Origin of the sequence: Marinobacterium rhizophilum DSM 18822 (genome assembly GCF_000378045.1) — a bacterium.
Lineage (GTDB): Bacteria > Pseudomonadota > Gammaproteobacteria > Pseudomonadales > Balneatricaceae > Marinobacterium_A > Marinobacterium_A rhizophilum.
Genome location: NZ_KB899096.1, coordinates 161,816 through 179,225, shown reverse-complemented (window position 1 = coordinate 179,225; position 17,410 = coordinate 161,816). Strand labels below are relative to the sequence as shown.

Here is a 17,410-nt window from a genome sequence, read left to right as displayed (position 1 = left end):
TATGCCATTTGAGACCTTCCGTGCCTGGCACAACCTGAGCTGTGATGAAACGCAGCATCGGCTGACCACCTCGGACCATGGGTTAACGCAAGACGAGGCGCAACGGCGCCTCGCGTCCCAGGGCCCCAACCGTCTGGCGCAGGGGCAGCAGCGTTCGGCACTGGCCGTGTTTGCCAGCCAGTTTGCCGATCTTATGATCCTGGTGTTACTGGCGGCCGCGGTTATTTCCGGTATCGTCGGCGAGCCCCAGGACACCATCGCCATCCTTGTGATTGTACTGCTGAACGGCCTGATCGGTGCTGTGCAGGAATTTCGCGCCGAACGGGCCCTGGCGGCGCTGCGCAAGCAGGCGGCGCCCCAGGCACAGGTCATGCGTGATGGCAGGGTTCGCACCCTTGATGCGACCGAGCTGGTACAGGGTGACCTGGTGTTGATCGAGGCCGGCAACCTGGTGCCGGCGGACCTGCGCCTGATCGACGCGCAGGCGCTGCAGGCGGACGAGTCGGCCCTGACTGGCGAGTCCCTGGGTGTGGTCAAGACCACTGAAACGCTGGCGGATCAGGGGCTTACGCTCGGGGACCGGCATAACCTGCTGTTCAAGAGCAGTACCGTCAGTCGTGGCCGGGGGCGCGGGCTGGTCATCGCCACGGGCATGGATACCGAGATAGGCCAGATTGCGCGCCTGCTGGAGACAGAGCAGCGCGTCAAAACGCCGCTGCAGCAGCGCATGAGCCGTTTCGGCCGTTACCTGGCGCTGGTGGTGCTGGCGATATGCAGCCTTATTTTTGTCACGGGCCTGTTGCGGGGTGAACCTGTTCTGCTGATGTTTCTGACGGCGGTGAGCCTGGCCGTTGCGGCCATTCCGGAGGCACTGCCGGCCGTGGTGACACTGTCACTGACCTTTGGTGCTCGCAAGCTCAGTCGGCGCCAGGCGCTGGTGCGCAAACTCCCGGCCGTGGAAACCCTGGGGGCGGTTACCTATATCTGCACCGACAAGACGGGCACCCTGACCCAGAACCGCATGACGGTGGAACATTTCATGGCGGGGGGCGAGTTGCGGGATAGCTTGCCGGTTTTCGCGCCAAGCGAAGCCGGGCAGGACGCCGCGCGCGAATCAGAAAAAGGGTGGGAGAGCGATGTCTGGTGTGCGCTGGGGCAGGCCCTCGCGCTCAACAATGATGTCACCCGCGAAGGCGAGAAGCTGCAGGGTGAGCCCACGGAGTTGGCCCTGCGAGCGGCGGCGGAGCTGTATGGTTTCGACAAGGCCCGGCTGGAAGCGGCAATGCCCCGCATCAACGAGATTCCCTTTACCAGCGAACGCCAGGAAATGACCACTGTGCACCGTGGGAAGAATGGCGTTGTGGCCTTTATCAAGGGCTCGCCCGAACGGGTGATCGGGCAATGCCAAACCGAGCTGGGGCCGGGCGAGATGCCCTTTTGCGCCAGTACCCGGCTGGCCGAAGCGCAGGGGCTGGCCGAGCAGGGCTATCGAGTGCTGGCACTGGCGATGCGTCGTTTCGATGGCGTGGCGAATGATGTGGATCTCGGCCAGCTGGAACAGGAGCTGTGTTTTCTGGGGCTGGTAGCGCTGATTGATCCGCCCAGACCCGAGGTGCCACAGGCAGTGACCGACTGCCTTCGTGCCGGCATTACGCCTGTCATGATCACCGGCGACCACCCGGCTACTGCGCGCGCCATTGCACAGCGACTGGGGATTTGCGATGCGGACAGTCCAGTGATCACCGGAGTCCAGCTGGCCGAACTCTCAGACGCTGCCCTTGCAAGGCAGGTGTCCGGATTACGGGTGTATGCGCGTGTCAGCCCGCAACAGAAGATACGCATCGTCAAGGCGCTGCAGGCGCAGGGCGAGTTTGTGGCGATGACCGGCGATGGCATCAATGATGCGCCGGCACTGAAACGGGCCGGCATTGGTATCGCCATGGGGCTCAAAGGGACCGATGTGGCGCGTGAAGCCGCCGATATGGTCTTGCTGGATGACAACTTTGCCACCATTGTCAGCGCCGTACGCGAGGGACGCCGGATTTTCGACAATATCCGCAAGTTCATTCAGTACACCATGACCTCCAATGCCGGTGAAGTGCTGACCCTGTTCCTGGCGCCCTTCATGGGCCTGCCGATTCCTTTGCTGCCCATACACATTTTATGGATCAACCTGGTCACAGACGGTCTGCCGGGGCTTGCCTATGCGGTTGAGCCGGCGGAACCCGGTGGCATGCAAAGGCCGCCGCGCCCGCCGCAGGAGAATATCTTCGCCCATGGCATGTGGCAGCACATACTCTGGGTGGGGCTGCTGATCGCGGGTCTGTCGCTTGCCAGCCAGGCGTGGGCGTACAGCCGGGGGGCCGAGCACTGGCAGACGCTGGTGTTCACCGTGCTGACACTGGCGCAGCTGTTCAACGCGCTGGCGGTGCGCAGTGAGAAGGCCTCACTATGGACGGTGGGGTTGTTCAGTAACCTGGCCATGCTGGCGGCGGTGGTACTGACCTTTGGCCTGCAGCTGCTGGTTATCTACCTGCCGCTGTGCAATGAGATTTTCCGCACCCAGCCCTTGCCGCTGCTGGATCTGCTGGTGGGGGTACTGCTGGCCGCGCTGGTCTTGCCGGCGACAGAAGCCGAAAAGTGGCTGATACGGCGGGGGTATATTTACCAGGCCCGCACCGATTGAGCGAGCCCGTTATGCCGTGCTGTTTAGAAGAGACGAACCGTGCCTGCGATTCGATGCCGCGGGCACAGTTCAAGCCTTGGTCGAGTGTCTATACAGTGCGTGGATGTAGCGTGTTGTGATAGCGGTGGCGGCAGCACTTCGCGTGCAATGGCCGCCAGTGGCTATTTACTGGCGTGCTCCAGCTGGCCACGAATGGCGCCGCCCGGGTAGTCGGGGTTGTGTACGTTGATATAGAAGTCGCCAGGGTTGGCGAGAATGCGCTCCACCATGCCGGCTTCATGGCTCGGGAACTTGCCTTTTTCGTACTCGCTGACACAGTCCGCCGCATCGCCGTCTTCGGGCCCTGCCAGGCTCGCCACGACCGGGCCATTAGTGCCTTTCTTGCCGTGATGAATATGAGCGGCCATGCCTGACTTGACGGGCACCATCTGAATGCCGGAAACCTCCAGCGTGTAGCATAGGGTCATGCTGTCGCCATCCACGCCAAACACTTTCGCATGTCCCTTGCCGCCACTTGCCCCCATGGCGCCAATTTCCTGGTCGCCCGAGAGATTTGCCGTCAGCAGGGTATTGGTGTGACCGGCGAAGCTCAGTGGTGCGCTGGAAAGCAGCAGCGCGCAAAGGGTGCTGCGAAGTCCGACAGCGATGTAATTTTTGTTCAGCTTCATGCTTAATTCCTTGTAAGTGCTGTAAAGGGTAAGGCTGGCCAACGTTCGGCGCTGGCCTCCCTGACTCTCATTACGCAGGGTCGCGTTGTTTGGACTTGTCGCGACTGCGCCAGCTGGCAAATATATTTTTTGCAGCGCGCAAGGGGCGGGTTTTACAGGCTAAGGATTATCCCGCCGCGATACGCCAAAGCTGACAGTCCGGCGACACGACGGTATGGTGGTAGGGATTATTGCCAATGCCGGATTTAAGCGACAGCCATGCTAAAACTCACCAACCATGTATCCATTCCCGATGACGAAATAGAGCTTACTGCCATACGCGCGCAGGGGGCGGGCGGGCAGAATGTGAACAAGGTCTCCAGCGCCATGCATCTGCGCTTTGATATACGGGCGTCATCCTTGCCCGAGGCTTACAAGGAACGGTTGCTTGAACTGAAGGACTCACGCATCACCAAGGAGGGCGTGGTGGTACTCAAGGCCCAGCAGCACCGAACCCAGGAGCGCAATCGCGAGGATGCGCTCAACCGGTTGCGGGACCTGATACTCGGGGCCATGGTGGTACAGAAGACGCGCCGTGCCACCAAACCGACCAAGGGCTCCAAGGTGCGCCGGCTGGACAGTAAAACCAAGCAGGGCAAAACCAAGGCGCTGCGCGGCAAGGTGGACTACAACTGACTCGAACGGCGGGTTGAAAATGGCAGTCGGTCTTTTCTGCCGCTTACCCGCACTATCCGCATTAACGCCCGTGTCCTGCGGGTTCCGGCTGCTTAATTGCGCGTCGGTACGGCGCAGGCCGAATTACTCGCAGCGCTTTCTTCCCCGTCCGACAGGTCGATGACGCCATCGCCGTCGCAATCGTTCCAGGCGGTCACGACGTAACAGACTTCCGAATTTGGCTTCAGGCCGGTATCAGTGTACTGGGGCATTAAACTGATATCGGCGAACTGGGTTTTGCCGGCCAGGTAATAGTAAACGCCGTAGCCGTCTGAGGGCGCCGGTGATACCGCATCCCAGGTCAGGTCCACCTTGCGTTTCGCGCCGGTGGCCACGAGGTTAGCGGGAGCCGTGGGCGTTTCACAGACACCGGACGGTGGTGGCGGTGGCTCACCCACAGTGACGGAGGCCTCAGCCATGGCGAAGGGGACGATACCGGCAACCTGCAGGCCGCTGCCATCGAGGCCATGATTGTGCGTCCACAGGCTCCATATAGTGTTACCCCAGGCCTTTAATCCCGAAAAAAACGGGTCGGTCTGCAGAACATAGGCGCTGGGCTCCCCGGACGGCGTCGGGCTGGTGAGGGTCGTCGCCGTACCATTGATCTCGTCCCTCAGGAAGGCCACGTATTCGCGTGAGGTCCCCTGGTAATAAAGCGATACCTCGACCAGGGCGGCACCGGGCAGGAGGGTTCGGTTGATATCATCGTATCCGCCGGCATATTCGTCCGGCGTGAACCTGTCCTCTGGAATCGCTTGCGCCAGCCTTGCCGTTGCTGCAGCACTGTTGAAGCCCCGGGGCGGGATACGGTTGTCCTTGGAGCGCCCATCCGCCAGTGCGAAGTGAAAGGTATGCTCCTCGCCGGTCAGGCTGCTGCTCGAATGCACCTCGTACACCAGGTCGTCATCATATTGCTCGGTACCCGACAGCGGCACACCGGGCAGCCCCTTGAGCGTGCCGACCGCAGCGTCGTACGGGTTGATCTCCTGCATCAGTTCACCGCCGGCATCGTAGGCGCGGATATTCGCGAACATCCGCCGGCCCTCGGGATAGCCGGTGAGCAGCTTGTGTCCGGTATTGTTCTGGATGCGGAATGAGAGCGCCCCCGTGTCCGGGTTGTAGCTCAGCTGCTTGATTGTGGCCGCGAGCAGCAACTGCTGCTTGGCCCGGTCGGAGCCTGCTTTCAGGGCGGCGCCATTGACCTTGGGTGACTGGCCGGCATCCAGGTCCAGTGTCAGTATCGCCGGGCCCTGTCCCAGCAGATCGGCATTGGTCTGATCAAACACCGGACCGTTGGGGTCCAGACTCGCCAGAATGTAGGTAATCCAGGAGTTGCCCCCGGTCATGTCGTGCAATGGCACGCCAGAATTGGGGTGCTCGATGCTGCCATCGGGGCGCAGGATCGCGCCTCTCTTGTTGGCGGCCGTGCCCCGAATGTCCCGCATGTGGCAGTCCTGGCACTTGCTGGCATGCGTGATGCCGGGCGCGCCCTGGGCCTGGAATTCGGCATTGGTTTGCGCGCCACCGGGTTGACCATAGTCAGATAGCATGAACTCCGAGAAGGTGCGTTCGACATGGTAGTAGGAGGATGCGGATTTTAATTCGGTCGGGAGGGCACCGTCTGCCGGAAGGTTAAGATTGGCCAGCGCCGGGTTGGAAACATCGTGACAGGTGCCGCAAAAAAACTTCGACTTGTGATAGCGGCTGTAGAGCATTTGGTGCCGGGCGTCGGCATCGGCAAAACTGGCCCTTTTCTGGGCATTAGGACTGATAAAATACTGGCCGGATGCATTTTCGGTGTAGTCCGGGTTGACCGGCTTTTTGTCGCCATTCCAGTTAAAGAAGTTCATGCCGTCAAACAGCGTAATCGTCTGGGAAAGCTGCCAGTCTTCGTTGTAGGTGCGATCCGCCTCCGTCTGGGACAGGGTGCCGCTACCCGGCCCTGTATTGCCGGCTTCATCCCAGTAAGTCGCCCAGTCGCTGCTCTCGCGCAGCCCGGAATGCGCCTCTTCAAAAAACGGATCCCACATGCGGTGACAGACATCGCAGTGCACCCCGTCGAAGTCGCTCTGCTGCATCAGCGACGCGTTCGGCGGGTCGGAACGCCCGGCCAGCCAGCCTTCGGGCAGGTGGCAGCGTTCACAGAGGTCCACGGCATTGGGGTTGCCCAGTGCCCAGATGGAGTCCTGCCCGGCCACCGTCATTGAGGCCCAGAATATCGGGTCTCTCGCCGCCTGGGCCATCATCGAGCCTTGCCACTGGAAGCCGGGCTCGCCCGCCGGGTTGAAGCCGGCGTGACAGTTGAGGCAGCGGTTGGGGTTTTCCAGGTTCACACCCTGGTCGGGTTGGGTACCCGGCATGCGCAACAGGGGATCCTGTGCAATCGGCAGTGCTGTCCATGCATATACAGCCTGCGTCCCTGCCATGATCAGGACCAGTGCCGCCAGCACCAGTGCCCGTGAGAGAATCATCATGGCAATTGACCCGCATGTCGTTATTCAGACGAGCTCGAGTTATAAAACTGACCAAACACCTACCGTTAGTATGGTCTATTGAATTCGCTTAATTAGAAAGATCTGATATAACGAGCTGCGTTTTTATGATGCTCGCAGGAACCCGGTGGCAGGGTTGCATGATGGGCTAGCCGTAGCGATCCGATTAAGACGCGTTCCAGGACAGGTTGAGCGCTCGATCCGCCACCCGGTGGACATCTTCGTCCTGGTGGGTGACCAGCAGCAGGGTCTTGTGGCCTGCGCGTGCGGTTTTTCGAGTCCAGAGGGCGGCTATTTCACGGGTATGCGGATCGAGCTCCGCAAAGGGCTCGTCCAGCAGCACAATCGGTTCGGGGCGCAACAGGGTACGGATCAGGGCGATACGCTGGCGCTGTCCGCCCGACAGCTGAGTGGGTTTGCGCGTCAGCAGTTCGGCCACGCCGAGGGTGTCGATGGCGGCCTGCAGGATTTCTCCCGGCAGCAGGGGGCTCAGGCCCAGCTGCAGGTTGTCGCCAACGCTCAGGTGCTCGAACAGGTTGTGATCCTGAAACAGCATGCTCACCGGGCGCCGTTCGGCGCTCAGTTTAAGCAGTGATCGGCCCTGCCAGTCGAGCCGGCCGCTGAGGGGGGATTCAAAGCCCGCAATGGTGTCGAGCAGGGTGGTTTTACCCACGCCGCTGCGCCCCTGTATCGCCAGAATCTCGCCCGCATCCACACTGAAGGCGTAATGCAGCAGGTGCTGGCCGCGCTGTACTCGCAGGTCCTGTATATCAAGCATCCCGTGCTCCTTTTTCAACGTGCTCAAACAGCCATACCACCAGGGCACAGATCAGCAGCAACAGCAGTGAGGCCACCGATGACTCGCCCATGCGGTAGGTGCTGGCGTAGCTGTAAATCAGCCAGGGCAGGGTGGTCCAGTCACTGCTGCCAAAGATGGAAAAGATCGCGACATCCCCCATGGCCAGCAGCAGAATCAGTGCAAAGCTGGTCACGCAGGCGCGGCGCATATAGGGCCACTCGATGCGCAGCCGAGCGCGCAGGCCAAGCTTGAGGGAGCGCACCAGCCGGTCGTACTGGTGGTCGAACTGCAGCAACCGGGGCCTGAGCTGCTGCACCGCATAGGGCACGATCAGCACCAGGTTGAGCAGTATGACAAACAGAATGCCCCAGTGATCCAGATCCAGCCGTGGCAGCAGCAGAATATACAGCCCGACCGAAACGACCATGGCGGGTGCGACCAGCGCGTGGGTACTGAGCCAGTCGAGCAGCAATGCGAGGGCGCTTCGGCCGCGGATATGTGCGAAGCGCAGCGGCAGCAGCATCGCGTAGGCCAACACCAGCGCCCCGCTGCCGGCCAGCGTGGCGATAATCAGGGTGATGAGGGCCGGCCGGGCGATGGCGAACCAGTCAAAGCGCGCCAGGTCCACCTGCAGTACACCCGGCAGCAGCGCCAGCAGGGGTAACAGCAGTGTCAGCGCGGCCATGCCATACACGATCCGGTGCACCTGTTGCATGACGGCGCCGGGCCGGGGTGTCCAGCGCTGCCGGGTACTGTCGACCCCAAGCCACTGGTTGCCGCCCATGCGGTTGAGCAGCACAAAGAGGCCGCCTGCAATCAGCAACTGGGTCCAGGCCAGGGTCAGGGCTTCGGGAATATTGAAGTCGTATTTCAGCGCCTGATAGATGGCGACTTCCAGCGTGGTGGCGCGCGGCCCGCCCCCCAGAGCCAGTACCACGGCAAAGCTGTTGAAGCAGAGCACGAACACAAAACCGAACAGTTGCAGCATGCCGGCGCGCAACGCCGGCCATTCGATCAGGCGCAGGCGCTGCCAGTGGCCGAGCTTGAGCTGCGCTGCGAGCTTCCAGCTGCTGTCGGGGATGTGCTGCATTTGCAGCAGCTGTACCCGTACGGCAAAAGGCAGGTTCAGATACACATGGGCAATGAGAATGCCGGGAAGGCCATACAGGTTCCAGTCGGGCCCGAGCCACGGGCTGATCATGCCCTGGCGGCCCAGTAGCGCCACGAGTCCGGTAATCAGGATCAGCGTTGGCATCACGAAGCTGAGTACGCACAGGCTCAGGAAGCCCTGGCGACCCCAGAGCCTGGGGCTGTAATAGAGTGCCCGGGCCACGGGCCAGGCCAGCAGCAGCGCCAGCCCGGCACTGAGCGCCGCCTGCTTGATCGAAAACCAGACCACGGCGTGGAAATAGCCATCGGACAACAGGCTCGTATCCAGACCTGCGCTTTCAAAGCCGATCAGGCCATAGAATGCCAGCACCGTAACGGACAGGCTCAGCGCCAGCGCGAGCAGCCCTGCAAACAGCATCGGTGCGTTTACTGCGCGGCGCTGCTGCGCCATTCACGCAGCCATTGCTGGCGCGAAGTACCGGCTTCTTCGGCGCTGAAGCCGATACGCGCGGGCTGGATCAGGTCGTCAAACACCGGCGGCAGCGCCACGCCGTCGATCACCGGCAGCATCCAGTTGGTGACCGGAATAATCGCCTGGGCCTGGGGAGATACGAGAAACTGCAGGAAGTCCCGGCCCAGTGCCTTGTTCTGGCTGGTGCGGGTGATTGCGGCCAGCTCGATCTGCGCCACATGACCTTCGCTGAACAGCGCGGCCCGGTACTGCGTCTTGTCTTCGGCCACCACATGGTAGGCCGGCGAGGTGTTATAGCTCAGCACGTAGTCGGCATCACCGGACAGGAACAGGCTATAGGCTTCCCACCAGCCTTTGGTCACGGTGACGGTATGGCTGGACAGTTGCTTCCAGGCGGCGGGCGCGTCATCGCCATAGACCGCCTTGACCCACATCATCAGGCCCTGGCCCGGCGTGCTGGTACGCGGATCCTGGTATATCACGCTGGCATCGGAGTCGATCAGCTGTCGCAGCGATGTGGCCGGCTGCTGGATCTTGCTGCTGTCGTAGATGAAGGCAAAATAGCCGAAATCGAACGGCACGAAGCTGTCGTCCTGCCAGTCGAGCTCCTGGCGCAGCGGGCCTGTTTCGAGCCCGTGGGGCTCGATCAGCCCGGTGGCGCGGGTATCGACGCTGAGGCCATCGTCGATGCCGAGAATCACGTCGGCTTTATTGTTGTCGCCTTCGATACGCAGCCGGTTGAGAATGCTGACACCGTCCTCGACCGCCACGTATTCCAGGTCACAGCCGCAGCGGGCTTCAAAGGCCTGCTCGAGCTGCGGCCCGGGGCCCCATTCGGAAACGAAAGAATCATAGGTATAGACGCGCAGATCGGCCGCCTGGCTGGCGTGGCTGATAACTAGCGCCAGTGTCGAGCACAGGGCGAGAACGGTTTTCATGGCGATCCTTCAATGCGGGTGGCAGGCACGGGCGGGTGCGACTGTGGCCTGTAACAGCTGGTTTGCAACACGCATGACACGGCTTGCAATCCAGCTATACGGGTCTGTAAAGGAGGCGGATTTTACCCCAGCCGCCGGGCTTTGCCCAACCGGATGCATTTGGCGCTGTTTGAGTGTCCACTTTCGGCGCGCCGGCAGGTACACTGCGCCCCTTCTCGGGTCTGTTCAGGGCCTGCCCGCAACATAACCGGACATTTTCGCCATGCACGCAGCGCCTTTTTCCGCCGTTCAGGCCTTTATGCAACAGCATCCCGAGCTTTCCGCCGTTTCGCCGCAGTGGCAGTCCCTGGCGGGAGGCAGCAGTAATCAGCTGTATCGAAGCGAGGCGACGGTCCGCGGGACGCCTGCCGCCGTGGTGCTGCGGGTCAACGCCGCGCCCGAGCAGGTGCCGGGTGTTGATCGCGCCCGCGAAGCAGAAGTGCTGGCACAGTTGCAGGGGCAGCACTGGGCGCCCTGGGTATTGCACTGCGCCCTGTCGGCTGATGAACAAACTGACGACAAGGAAGGCCACGGCTGGCTGCTGACCCACTGGCATGGCGACAGCCTGACCGATCCGCTGACGGCAGCGCAGCGCGCCCAGCTGCGTACGGCCGTGGCCGCCTGGCAGGCACTGGAACTGGACCCGAAAACGGTACCGGCAAACAGCCTGCGCATGGACTACACGGCACTGCTGGCCGGATATGCAGCTCAACTCGTCGGGCTGCCGATGGAGCGGGCATTGCAGCAAATGGTTGAGCGGGCTTCACGCGAGCTTGCCCGCTTGCCCGGGGTGCCTGCGGTACTTACCCACCATGACCTGCATCCCGGCAATCTGTGCGCGCACCAGGACACGCTGGTGGTGCTGGACTGGGAGTACGCCGCACTGGGCAATGCCTGGTTCGATGCTGCCGCACTGGTGCAGCGTTGCGGCATGAAGGCGGAGGATATTGCCGTGCTGCCGGCCTTTGTCGGTCTGGAGGATACCGCACTGGCAGAAGGGCTGATGCGCGCACGCTGGCTCGGCGATGCGCTGGAGTGCCTCTGGTACTGGGCCCGGGGGCTGGGCGGTACCGACCGCAAGATGGCGGACCTGATGCGTGAGACCCTGCGTCTGCTCAAGCAGCCGGAAGAAACGGCCGCTGACTGAGCCTGAGAGCCTGTCGGTTACCCCTCGCGGAGAGCCTTTCAGACGAGGGGTGAGTTTGAGGGCACACGAGTCAGTCGTACAATCCCGCTGTTGTCTTCAGGTGCGCAGCGAACTGAAAAATATCGTCGAGGCGTTTTATCGGGTGTCGGGTCTCTTTCTTGTCTGCATCAAAGAGACCCAGGTATTTCTGCGTTCTGTTGAAGTGAAGCCTGCACAGAGGTTTTCGCTTATTATCGTCGAGCAGCACGCCGAAGTAGCTCTGGGTGTCTCGTGACACGATACGATCGACATCGACTACCTCTCGCAGGATCGCTCGCACTCTGTGGTAGCCTTCCAGCTCTTCAATCGTCGTCACTACCTTGTGTTCGTCTTCATCCTCAATGTCTGCATCTCGCGTTTTCTGTGCGGCCCGTACCTGGGGAGAATCAGAGCCACTTGCCAGGACTGTTTTCAAACGGTCATTGATCTTGTCATTTAGAAACTGCCTGAGTGCCTTTACCGTCAGCTCTGCAAACTGATCCCGTACTCTTTGTGTAATAACGCCGTCGTAGACCCGCGAGGCAAAGAATCGCACAAAATCCTCTTCAGGCTGCGCCACTTGCTGGCCGATGACCTTCTTGATCTGGTTGAGATATTTGAGCTCGCCCGCTGCGCTGATGACGGAGTCAACATCGAAGTCTGCCTTGGTGAGCTTGGCTACCTCTGGAATAGCATGCTCATCGATATCGGACAGATCCAGCTCGAGGAATGGCTTCTCGTCCATCTTGTTCCGGGCTTCGAGGCCTGCCAAAGCCTTATCAATTTCCATGTTGCACTCCCTGTGCCCAAGGTATCTGAATCATCCCGATGAGGTATTGGCACTGTGATGGAAACGCAATAGCACGCAGGCCAAACCACTGCAGCTTGGTGGACCGTGCCAGTTTACGCAAGCTATGGGCGCCTTTGTGGCTGTGGTCGCTTGAACTTAATGCTTTGGCGAGGTGCTTAATTGCCATCCAGTCGAAACAGGGGCGGCCCAATCGTGGCCGCCTTTTGTTTATGCCGACTGTTATTGATGATGGTATCGACGGGTACGACTTCCAGTGCGCAGGGGAGGCTTGGCATCAGCAGCGGCATCAGGTGGTGCCCATCAATCGAGGGATCCAGCCACCGGGCCCGCATATCGTCCGCCAGCATTACCGGCTGGCGGTTGTGTATTTGTTCCATGCCGGGCGCCGCGGCTGTCGTGATAATGGTGCAGCTGTGAATGGTTTCAGCGCCATGCCCCCATTCCTCCCACAGGCCCGCGAAGGCAAATACGCCGGCAATCGGCTGTATGGCATAGGGCTGCTTGTGGCCTTCTTCTGTGCGCCATTCAAAAAAGCATGACGCCGGGATAATGCAACGCTGGTGCTTGAGCGGGCCGCTAAATGCCTTGCTGGTGGCCAGCGTTTCGGCCTTGGCATTAAACATCGAATAGCGTGTATCGGGTATCTGGGCCCAGTGCGGAATCAGCCACCAGCGCATCTCGACAAGCTCGTTGTGTCCGTCCACCTGGCGGATGACTGGCACCTCCTCGGTGGGCGCCAGGTTATAGCGCGTGTGTATCCGCTTGCTGATTCCGAGCTCTTCGAGCAGCCCCTGGGTGAAGGGATCGTCTATCACGTTGTAGCGCCCGCACATGTTTCAATACCCCGGTAAATTTTCTAACTATCACAAGATAACGAATCGAGATTGAAGTCACTAGTGTCAGGGCTACACAAGCAGGTTGTGCGTGATGTGGGATTGTTTCGCGACTGACACGATCGCGGCATCGTACCGGACGATCTGGCAGCCCGCTACAAAATCAGCACTCAGCATGTGTACCGCATCATCACGGAACAGCGCAGCCTGTACATGAGGAAGGCGCAGCCAGAGTTGCTCTAGCCTAAGCTTAATTACTTTGGGAAACATACCGACAGTTAATGCAAAGAGTGCATGAAAATGAAAGAGAGCAAAAGTTTTCAGTTAAAATTCGAAAATATACCTTTGCTAAACCTGAGAAGGGACTTTCAAGTTTTCAAAACAATAGTCGGTGAACTGTTGGAAGAGGGCGACCATGAACGGGTGCTGCACTCAACACGATACCATCGTGACGCTATTGATTTAGAGGCCGATTTTAACCATTGGATGCGGTTGTCAATAATGGGGTTGGAGAGCTACATCAAGGGAGCGGTAGCGTTGAGCCCTAGGGAACATGGGCAGTCTGAAGCAGTGCGGGCAGCACTGAAAAACCCTGTTAAAGCAAGTGCTCAAGGAAATGTGTGTAAGGCGTTTTACAATTATTTGCCTTCATTAATAAATGAGAATTATTCGCTCTTAGAGAGAAATAATTCGCTTTATGACCGAAACCTCACATTTTATAGTGAAGTAAGGCACCCACTTTTTCACGGATACGATGCTGCAAAAATACAGCCGGCAGGCCTGAAAACTTTTTGTGACCATTTGGAGGCGATGTACCAGTGGATCGACTCTTGGTACACCCTAGATTCGTAGAGTTTCAATCAGGTCTAGGCCGCGGTATCGTGCCGGACGATCTGGCCGCCAGCTACAATATCAGCACCCAGCATTTGTACAGGATCATCAAGGAATAGCTCAGCCTGCACATTGAGGAAGGTGCAGCCGGAGCTGTTTTAGGTCTAAACTGGCCGCCGCTGCCAGGGAGGATCGAGCATGTTCAAGGAAAGTATGGCTGTGGCAATTCTTGTCGCAGCGTTACCGGTGCAGGCCGGTGTCTATAAATGCGAAGCGGCGAATGGCCGGCTGAGTTTTTCCGATAAGCCCTGCCCTGAAGACAGGGCCCAGCTCGATTATCGTCTCACCACGATGACAAGGAACGCATCCGTCGTGAAGAAGAGCAGCGGCAGTGGGAAGAGAACCGGCGCCTCAATGCCGCCTTGGCAGCGGAAGATGAGAAGCAACGCCAGCGAGAGTTGCTCGATAAATCCATTCGGCTATCTGAAGAACTCAAGCGCTGGACGAAAAGCGGATACCAGTCACATTCGGTATATAACAGCGGGTGGGACAGTTCTGTTCTGGAGGTCGAACAGTACTTACAGCGAACGCTGAAAGACCCGGACTCATATGAGGCCATAGTCTGGGGGCCAGTATGGACCAAGGGCGGAGATGAGTATCGGGTGCGATGTCGGTATCGGGCGAAGAACTCCTTCGGTGGCTACGTGACTGAACATCAGGTGTTCATTCTTAATGCGGATGGGCAGGTGATGCGGGTCGCAGAGTACAACGGTAAATCGGCCATTTTTCATTAATAGCGGAGCAGTAGATAGTGGAAACGTGGCAGAACCTATTGGGTTTTAGTGGATATGTATTGGGATTGACCAGAGATGAGTTGGCCTCGGTGCAGTGGGCAGACAGTATACCGACATTGATGGGTGCGTTGGTTGGTGGACTATTAACGCTACATGCTGCGAATAAGACTTTTAAAGGGCAACAAACCATGCAGCGCCAGCAGTTGCTGGATATGGAGAAGGCTTTCCTCCAGTCCATCAATTCTGAGCTGGCGATGGTACGTCAGCACTATCAGACAGTTATTGGAAATGAAATTGACCAGTTGCCGGATGGAAAACCGTTTGAAAGCAATTACTCGGTGACAGGGGATTACTTTACCGTATACAACAAATCCGATCAGATCGGTCACGTTAGAGACGAGAAGCTGAGGCGAGATATTATATGGGCATACTCTATGATGAAGGGGTTGCTCGATAGTTACCAGACCAATAACGACATGCTCGCAAAGCGAGAGCAGGACATGAAAGACTTTCGTTATTCATCAAAAATGGTCGGTCTTTTGGATGCGAACACCCGGTCTGCAGAACTCACGCAGTATGCTGAGACGCTAAAGACATACCACTTAGAGGCGAGGGCTGCAGTTGATAGCGCCCTTGAGTCAATTGATGAGACACTAAAACACGAGAAAAACTGGAAAGTGTGACATCTCCAAACCAGGTTAAACCACGCTCACCGCAATCCCCGGCACACTGAAGTTAAACGCTACGAACTTCAGCCCGGGGATTTCTTTATGTCTGAAACCTGCTTCAACTGCGCCGTGCACTGGCTGCTGGGGGCCGACATTGAGGGCGAGCATAGCAATGATGCCGCCGATAAGGGCGGCGATAGCTGGTACGGCCTGGCACGTCGCTGGAATCAGGGCATGCCCTGGCCGCCGACCCGCGAACAGGCCATCGCACTCTACAAAACCGCGTTCGCGCTCCACCTTGGGCTTTCCCGCCACTGCGCTGTATAATGCCGGCCGTTTTTAGTGGCGGTGAAGTTATGGAAATCCTCGACGAAATCAAAACCTTTCTGGGCTGCGAGACACCCGATGCGTGGATCGAGCTGGCGTTGCAGAACCAGGCGCTGCTGCTCATCGATCATGCGCACTGTGAGAAGAAAGCGGCCTCTACGGCCATGACGCTGATGTTCCGGTACGTGGATCGCATGGAACTGCTCAACAAGATGTCGCGCCTGGCGCGTGAGGAGCTGATTCACTTCGAGCAGGTGCTGGCGATTATCGAGTCACGCGGCATTGAGTATCAGCATCTGCAGTCGGCGCGTTATGCGGGTGGCATGCGGGCGGCGGTACGCAACCATGAGCCGCAGCGGCTGATCGATGTGCTGATCGTGGGGGCCTTTATCGAGGCGCGTTCCTGCGAGCGCTTTGCCAAGCTCGGGCCCTTGCTGGATGCAGAGCTGGCGAAGTTTTACCGCTCGCTGCTCAAGTCCGAAGGGCGCCACTACCAGGATTACCTGAAGCTGGCCGAGGATGCAGCCGGCGAGCCCATCGATGAGCGCATCGCCTTTTTCCGCAAAATCGAAAACGAGCTGATCCTGTCGCCGGACGATGAATTCCGCTTTCACAGCGGCGTACCGTCCGAGAACTGCAATACCACGATCGGCATTTAACGCAGCGGGTCACCGCTACAGCCGACGGCCTGCGTTTGCTTTAAAAGAGAGTAAGAAGAGTGCTGGTGGATTGAACCGGGCTGTGCAACCTACGGTTGTTCAGCTTCAGCTTCAGCTTGGGCTATCGGGAAGTCGATCAGCTGATAGCCGTCATTATCGATCTGCAGGTACCAGCCGTTCTCATCCCAGTCCCCCAGTACGATGCGGGTACCTGATCCTGCACGGATCTGATCATCGTGAATGGCGGGGCGGTGGGTGTGGCCATGTATCAGCAGGTCGACGCCGGCGTGCTGCAGGGCGTCCGATACGGCCTGCGGATTCACATCCATGATATCGGCGGATTTTTCCGCGCCACGGGCCTTGCTGGCCGCGCGCAGCTGGCGTGCGATGGCCAGGCGTTCCTCTACCGTTTGGGACAGGAACTGCTGCTGCCAGACGGGGTTTCGCACCTGGGCCCGAAAGGCCTGGTACTCGGTATCGTCTGTGCACAGCTGATCGCCGTGCATCAGCAGCGCCTGGCCGCCGGGCACGCTGATGAGTTGCTGATCGGGCAGGGCGCGGGCACCCAGGGTGTCCAGAAACGCCTGCCCGACGAGAAAGTCGCGGTTACCGTGCTGGAAATAGAGCGCGGTGCCGCGCGCCGATAACGCTGCCAGTTCGTCGTAGATCGTCTCAAGCCCCGGCATGGGGGCATCATCACCGATCCAGGCTTCAAAGATGTCGCCCAGCAGGTAGAGTGCATCGGCGCCCGGCACATCCTGTTGCAGAAACTCGAGGAAGGCCCGGCTCAGGTCCGGGCGTTCGGGGCGCAGGTGCAGATCGGCGACAAACAGCAGCGTCATGGGCAGCTCTTACTCGGTGATGCGGGCGGATTCGATGATAACGTCTTCGGCCGGTACGTCCTGGTGGCCAGCACGGGACGTGGTTTTAACGCCCTTGATCTTGTTTACCACGTCCATGCCGTCAACAACCTTGCCGAATACCGCGTAACCCCAGCCCTGGGTGGTCTTGGCGGTGTGATCCAGGAAGCTGTTGTCCTTGACGTTGATGAAGAACTGGGCGGACGCGGAGTGCGGGTCCATGGTGCGGGCCATGGCCAGGGTGCCGGTGAGGTTCTTCAGGCCGTTGTCGGCTTCGTTCTCGATGGTGGCGCGGGTTTCTTTCTGTTTCATGCCCGGGGTGAAACCGCCGCCCTGCAGCATGAAGCCGTCGATTACGCGGTGGAAGATCACGCCGTCGTAAAAGCCTTCACGGACGTACTGCTCGAAGTTGGCGGCGGTCTTGGGCGCCTTTTCGTAATCGAGTTCGATGGAGATGTCGCCGTGGTTGGTCGAGAGAATAATCATTGAATCAATTCCTGTGCCGATTTGCCGTAATCTGGGGGTAAACCCGAGTAATCGCGCA

At 59.3% G+C, this 17,410-nt stretch carries 18 protein-coding genes; 9 read left to right on the top strand and 9 right to left on the bottom strand.

All coding sequences use genetic code 11. From position 1 onward, the window contains the following. The first annotated feature begins 1 nt into the window (after position 1). The gene (locus tag F451_RS0110915; RefSeq protein WP_020681402.1) at positions 2-2,686 is read left to right on the top strand and encodes a cation-translocating P-type ATPase; all 2,685 of its coding nucleotides are present in this window, start codon (positions 2-4) and stop codon (positions 2,684-2,686) included. 161 nt (positions 2,687-2,847) lie between these two features. Here the strand turns inward: F451_RS0110915 and F451_RS0110910 are convergent, their stop codons facing one another. Beyond that, positions 2,848-3,354: a CHRD domain-containing protein gene (locus F451_RS0110910; RefSeq protein WP_020681401.1), complete on the bottom strand. Its 507-nt coding sequence runs from the start codon at positions 3,352-3,354 to the stop codon at positions 2,848-2,850. A gap of 258 nt (positions 3,355-3,612) precedes the next feature. Here F451_RS0110910 and arfB point away from each other — a divergent pair, with 258 nt between their 5' ends. Beyond that, a complete protein-coding gene (gene arfB, locus F451_RS0110905) occupies positions 3,613-4,029 on the top strand; it encodes an alternative ribosome rescue aminoacyl-tRNA hydrolase ArfB (RefSeq protein WP_020681400.1) in 417 nt (138 codons plus the stop codon). A 92-nt stretch (positions 4,030-4,121) separates the two neighbouring features. Here arfB and F451_RS0110900 read toward each other — a convergent pair whose 3' ends face one another. From F451_RS0110900 to thiB, 4 genes are all read right to left on the bottom strand, one after another. After that, positions 4,122-6,542, bottom strand: a complete 2,421-nt coding sequence (locus tag F451_RS0110900; RefSeq protein WP_020681399.1) for a fibronectin type III domain-containing protein — start codon at positions 6,540-6,542, stop codon at positions 4,122-4,124. Positions 6,543-6,726: 184 nt separating this feature from the next. Then, entirely contained in the window at positions 6,727-7,338 is a 612-nt protein-coding gene (locus tag F451_RS0110895; RefSeq protein ID WP_020681398.1) for an ATP-binding cassette domain-containing protein, read from the bottom strand. Next, positions 7,331-8,920, bottom strand: coding sequence for an ABC transporter permease subunit (locus F451_RS0110890; protein ID WP_020681397.1), 1,590 nt, complete (start codon positions 8,918-8,920; stop codon positions 7,331-7,333). The genes F451_RS0110895 and F451_RS0110890 overlap by 8 nt, the downstream gene beginning before the upstream one ends. Then, positions 8,896-9,879 (bottom strand): thiamine ABC transporter substrate binding subunit, encoded by a 984-nt coding sequence (gene thiB, locus F451_RS0110885; protein WP_020681396.1) that lies wholly within the window; start codon positions 9,877-9,879, stop codon positions 8,896-8,898. Before thiB ends, F451_RS0110890 begins: the two co-directional genes overlap by 25 nt. Before the next feature lie 262 nt (positions 9,880-10,141). Between thiB and F451_RS0110880 the strand changes: the two genes are divergently transcribed. Beyond that, complete coding sequence (locus F451_RS0110880; protein ID WP_020681395.1) at positions 10,142-11,065, top strand: phosphotransferase family protein; 924 nt, start codon at positions 10,142-10,144, stop codon at positions 11,063-11,065. Positions 11,066-11,135: 70 nt separating this feature from the next. Here F451_RS0110880 and F451_RS25375 read toward each other — a convergent pair whose 3' ends face one another. Both F451_RS25375 and F451_RS25370 read right to left on the bottom strand, forming a co-directional pair. Then, entirely contained in the window at positions 11,136-11,873 is a 738-nt protein-coding gene (locus tag F451_RS25375; protein WP_020681394.1) for a hypothetical protein, read from the bottom strand. Positions 11,874-12,049: 176 nt separating this feature from the next. After that, positions 12,050-12,727, bottom strand: coding sequence for an SOS response-associated peptidase (locus tag F451_RS25370; protein ID WP_020681393.1), 678 nt, complete (start codon positions 12,725-12,727; stop codon positions 12,050-12,052). A 129-nt stretch (positions 12,728-12,856) separates the two neighbouring features. On the opposite strand from F451_RS25370, the gene F451_RS28825 reads away from it, so the two are divergent. The 6 genes from F451_RS28825 (at position 12,857) to F451_RS0110840 (ending at position 16,006) form a co-directional block, all read left to right on the top strand. Next, complete coding sequence (locus F451_RS28825; RefSeq protein WP_083928413.1) at positions 12,857-12,970, top strand: Mor transcription activator family protein; 114 nt, start codon at positions 12,857-12,859, stop codon at positions 12,968-12,970. A 57-nt stretch (positions 12,971-13,027) separates the two neighbouring features. Beyond that, positions 13,028-13,579, top strand: a complete 552-nt coding sequence (locus tag F451_RS0110860; RefSeq protein WP_020681391.1) for a hypothetical protein — start codon at positions 13,028-13,030, stop codon at positions 13,577-13,579. 177 nt (positions 13,580-13,756) lie between these two features. Further along, on the top strand, positions 13,757-14,152 hold the full coding sequence (locus tag F451_RS27210) for a DUF4124 domain-containing protein (RefSeq protein ID WP_083928407.1): 396 nt from the start codon (positions 13,757-13,759) through the stop codon (positions 14,150-14,152). Between the two features lie 217 nt (positions 14,153-14,369). Further along, entirely contained in the window at positions 14,370-15,035 is a 666-nt protein-coding gene (locus F451_RS0110850; RefSeq protein ID WP_020681389.1) for a hypothetical protein, read from the top strand. An 87-nt stretch (positions 15,036-15,122) separates the two neighbouring features. Next, entirely contained in the window at positions 15,123-15,347 is a 225-nt protein-coding gene (locus F451_RS0110845) for a lysozyme family protein (RefSeq protein ID WP_020681388.1), read from the top strand. A 29-nt stretch (positions 15,348-15,376) separates the two neighbouring features. Next, the gene (locus tag F451_RS0110840) at positions 15,377-16,006 is read left to right on the top strand and encodes a MiaE family protein (protein ID WP_083928412.1); all 630 of its coding nucleotides are present in this window, start codon (positions 15,377-15,379) and stop codon (positions 16,004-16,006) included. 89 nt (positions 16,007-16,095) lie between these two features. Here F451_RS0110840 and F451_RS0110835 read toward each other — a convergent pair whose 3' ends face one another. Beyond that, the gene (locus tag F451_RS0110835) at positions 16,096-16,848 is read right to left on the bottom strand and encodes a UDP-2,3-diacylglucosamine diphosphatase (RefSeq protein ID WP_020681386.1); all 753 of its coding nucleotides are present in this window, start codon (positions 16,846-16,848) and stop codon (positions 16,096-16,098) included. 9 nt (positions 16,849-16,857) lie between these two features. Continuing rightward, positions 16,858-17,352, bottom strand: a complete 495-nt coding sequence (locus F451_RS0110830) for a peptidylprolyl isomerase (protein ID WP_020681385.1) — start codon at positions 17,350-17,352, stop codon at positions 16,858-16,860. Positions 17,353-17,410: the final 58 nt, after the last annotated feature.

Excerpts from the sequence above, each read along its gene's own strand:
- F451_RS0110830 (WP_020681385.1), bottom strand. The coding sequence starts at position 17,352 with ATGATTATTCTCTCGACCAACCACGGCGACATCTCCATCGAACTCGAT.
- F451_RS0110845 (WP_020681388.1), top strand. The coding sequence starts at position 15,123 with ATGTCTGAAACCTGCTTCAACTGCGCCGTGCACTGGCTGCTGGGGGCC.
- F451_RS25375 (WP_020681394.1), bottom strand. The coding sequence starts at position 11,873 with ATGGAAATTGATAAGGCTTTGGCAGGCCTCGAAGCCCGGAACAAGATG.
- thiB (WP_020681396.1), bottom strand. The coding sequence starts at position 9,879 with ATGAAAACCGTTCTCGCCCTGTGCTCGACACTGGCGCTAGTTATCAGC.
- F451_RS0110890 (WP_020681397.1), bottom strand. The coding sequence starts at position 8,920 with ATGGCGCAGCAGCGCCGCGCAGTAAACGCACCGATGCTGTTTGCAGGG.
- F451_RS0110900 (WP_020681399.1), bottom strand. The coding sequence starts at position 6,542 with ATGATGATTCTCTCACGGGCACTGGTGCTGGCGGCACTGGTCCTGATC.
- F451_RS25370 (WP_020681393.1), bottom strand. The coding sequence starts at position 12,727 with ATGTGCGGGCGCTACAACGTGATAGACGATCCCTTCACCCAGGGGCTG.
- F451_RS0110835 (WP_020681386.1), bottom strand. The coding sequence starts at position 16,848 with ATGACGCTGCTGTTTGTCGCCGATCTGCACCTGCGCCCCGAACGCCCG.
- F451_RS0110860 (WP_020681391.1), top strand. The coding sequence starts at position 13,028 with ATGAAAGAGAGCAAAAGTTTTCAGTTAAAATTCGAAAATATACCTTTG.
- F451_RS0110840 (WP_083928412.1), top strand. The coding sequence starts at position 15,377 with ATGGAAATCCTCGACGAAATCAAAACCTTTCTGGGCTGCGAGACACCC.
- F451_RS0110915 (WP_020681402.1), top strand. The coding sequence starts at position 2 with ATGCCATTTGAGACCTTCCGTGCCTGGCACAACCTGAGCTGTGATGAA.
- F451_RS27210 (WP_083928407.1), top strand. The coding sequence starts at position 13,757 with ATGTTCAAGGAAAGTATGGCTGTGGCAATTCTTGTCGCAGCGTTACCG.
- F451_RS0110895 (WP_020681398.1), bottom strand. The coding sequence starts at position 7,338 with ATGCTTGATATACAGGACCTGCGAGTACAGCGCGGCCAGCACCTGCTG.
- arfB (WP_020681400.1), top strand. The coding sequence starts at position 3,613 with ATGCTAAAACTCACCAACCATGTATCCATTCCCGATGACGAAATAGAG.
- F451_RS0110910 (WP_020681401.1), bottom strand. The coding sequence starts at position 3,354 with ATGAAGCTGAACAAAAATTACATCGCTGTCGGACTTCGCAGCACCCTT.
- F451_RS0110880 (WP_020681395.1), top strand. The coding sequence starts at position 10,142 with ATGCACGCAGCGCCTTTTTCCGCCGTTCAGGCCTTTATGCAACAGCAT.